General features: G+C 60.5%; 2 protein-coding genes. Both read right to left on the reverse strand.

The features are described from left to right. Window positions 1-2,273 (reverse strand): TRAP transporter fused permease subunit (locus tag A2I95_RS28430; RefSeq protein ID WP_291735311.1); only part of this gene is annotated, 2,273 nt, incomplete at its 3' end. Between the two features lie 110 nt (window positions 2,274-2,383). Beyond that, window positions 2,384-3,276 (reverse strand): TAXI family TRAP transporter solute-binding subunit (locus A2I95_RS28435; protein WP_291735313.1); only part of this gene is annotated, 893 nt, incomplete at its 5' end.

The following is a 3,276-nucleotide window of genomic DNA, read 5'->3' on the forward strand; positions in this document are numbered from 1 at the left end:
GCGAAGCTGGCAAGCCCCACAGGCGGCGTCACATCGGCCATGATCCCGAAGTAGAACACAAACAGATGCACCGCGATCAGCGGCACAATCAGACCCGACTGCGCGCCGAGTTCGACCACCACACCGGCCATCAGCGAGCTGACCACAATGTAGTTGGCGGTGGTCGGCAGCCCCATGCCCAGAACCAGCGACAGAATACCAACCATCACCAGCATCAGGATCAGATTGCCGCCCGAGACAAACTCCACCAGTTCGGACATCACCTGCCCCACACCGGTCAGCGTCACGGTGCCCACGATCACACCCGCTGTGGCCGTGGCCAGCGCGATGCCGATCATGTTGCGCGCGCCATCGATCAACCCGTTCCACAGGTCTTGGACGCCCTCCATAAAGGAATTGGCCATATTGCTTTGACCGCGGAAGATCGTCTTGAGCGGTTTTTGCGTCAGCAGGATCACAAACAGCAGTGCAGTTGCCCAGAAGGCCGACAGCCCCGGGGACTTCTGCTCAATCATCAGGAAGTAGACCAGCACGATGATCGGCAGCAGGTAGTGCAGGCCTGCCTTATAGATCTCACCCACAACCGGCAGTTCGACCTCTTTGGCGTTGGGGTCATCCGGCACCAGGTCATCGACGCCGGAAGCCAGCCACAACAGGGCTACATAAGCTGCGAACACCAGCGCCGACAGGGTCAGCCCGGAGGCACCCGGCATGGCTGAGGTGATCCATTTGACCGGGTACTGCACGCCATAGCAGAGGGCTGCAAAACCGGCAAAGAACAGCGCCATGCCACCAATCGTGCGCCCCATGGAGACAACGCGGTTGCCCAGCGTCGGCATATTCCGCTTCACAGCCTCCAGATGCACAATGTAGACCAGCGCGATGTAGGAAATCGCGGCGGGCAGGAAGGCATGGGTGATCACTTCGACATAGGAGATACCCACGTATTCCACCATCAGGAAGGCCGCAGCGCCCATCACCGGCGGCATGATCTGGCCGTTCACGGATGACGCAACCTCGACCGAGCCAGCCTGTTCAGAGGTGAAGCCCACCCGCTTCATCAGCGGAATGGTGAAAGTGCCGGTGGTGACCACGTTGGCGATGGAGGAGCCGGAAATCAGGCCGGTCGCGGCAGAACCCACAACAGCCGCCTTAGCCGGGCCGCCGCGCAGGTGGCCGAGCGCGCCAAAAGCCATCTTGATGAAGTAGTTGCCGGCCCCCGCCTTATCCAGCAGCGCACCGAACAGCACGAACAGGAAGACAAATTTGGTGGAAACCCCCAAGGCAATGCCGAACACGCCCTCGGAGGTGATCCACATATGGCTCATCGCCTTTTTCAGGCTGGCGCCTTTCCAGCGAATGACTTCCGGCACCCATTCGGAAGAGCCGAAAAAGACATACGCCAAGAAAATGGTTGCAATGACCGCCATGGCCGGGCCTAGCGCCCGGCGGGCGGCCTCGAACAGAATCAAAAGGCCGGCAAGCGCAAAGAACTTGTCGACATCATCGGCAAGGCCGCCGCTGTCGACAATCTTCTGATAGTTCAGGAACCCATAGATCGCGACATATACGCCGGCCCCCGCAAGTACCCAATCCTGAACAGGCACGTAACCTGCGCCGGTTTCGCGCCGCTCACGCAGACAGGCAAAGGCAGCCATTGCAGCCACTGCTGCCCCTGCCGCAAGACTGAAGAACTGCAAACCGCCGGACCAAGCGCCGAGCACGTATTGCCCAAGCACCGCCAGCGCGCTGTACACAAGAACTGCGGACGCCAGGAACACACCGCCGGCACTAGCAAGCCTCTCAATCCGGGAGACTTTCCCGGACCCGTTCAGAAACGTCGGCAACGACAGCGCAATGGCCACTGCGGCAGCAACAGGAATGGCAACCGCCATACCAATCGCGCCGGACGTCGCGGCGATGAGAATCGCAAGCGCAAAGGCGCCAATGCCGATTATTGCACCAAGGTGCCCCAGCCAGAAGGATATCACCTTGCGGCTTTCGCGCCCCATCGCCGGGTAGGCCATAAAGCCAAGCATCAAGGCAAAGGCCAGATGTATAAGCCGGGAATTGTTGCTGACCGCGCCGGGAAGAAGGTAGTTCGCCAATGGCGAGGCTAGGATCACCTGGAACAGCGACCAGCTGACGGCAATCACCGCCAGAAGCATGCCGGCAACCCCCGCGGGGTTGCGCGCGCCGGCGTCGGAGGACGCGACCAGTTCCTGAAGTTCTTCTTCGCTGAGCGGTCGATTTCCCTGAGCATCGGATGTCATGGATAATCTCCCCAAGGGCCGGCGCCCAACTGGCGCGGCCTGATATTTTTCCCCGCAGCCGGGGAAGGAAACGGGGCGCTGCTGCGCCCCGTTCTCAAAGTTTCAGCGGATTATTCGATCCAGCCTTTTTCTTTGTAGTACTTAGCCGCGCCGGCGTGCAGCGGTGCCGACAGGCCGTCTGCAATCATCTCTTCCGCCTTCAGGTGGGCAAAAGCCGGATGCAGCTTCTTGAAGGCATCAAAGTTTTCGAACACCGAGCTGACAACCGCATAGACTGCCTCCTCGGACACATCAGTCGAGGTTACAAAGGTTGCGCCAACGCCAAAGGTCTGGGTGTCCGCATCCGAACCGCGGTACATTCCGCCAGGGATGGTGGCGGTGCGGTAGAAGGCGTTATCGCCAACCAGCTTGTCCACGGCCTCGCCATCAACTGTCACCAGCACCGAGTCACAGGCGGTGGTTGCTTCCTGGATCGAGCCGGACGGGTGGCCTACGGTATAGATCATCGCGTCGATCTGGTTGTCGCACAGTGCTGCGGACTGCTCGGCCGCCTTCAGCTCTGTTGCCAGGGCGAAATCTTCCATGCCCCAGCCCTTGGCTTCCATCAGCACTTCCATGGTGCCGCGTTGGCCGGAGCCCGGATTGCCGATGTTCACGCGCTTGCCTTTGAGATCGTCAAAGGTTGAAATGCCGGAATCGGCACGGGCCACCACGGTGAACGGCTCCGGATGCACTGAGAACACAGCGCGCAGGCCTTCAAACGGCCCCTTGTCTTCGAATTTGGACGAACCGTTGTAGGCATGGTGCTGCCAATCGGACTGCGCCACGCCGAATTGCAGCTCGCCTTCGCGGATGGTGTTGATGTTGTAGACCGAGCCGCCGGTGGATTCGACGGCGCATTTGAAGCCGTGCTCCTTGCGGCCCTTGTTCACCAGACGGCAGATGGCGCCGCCGGTCGGGTAATAAACACCGGTCACGCCGCCGGTGCCGATGGTGATGTATT

The organism is Leisingera sp. F5, from assembly GCF_001593695.1.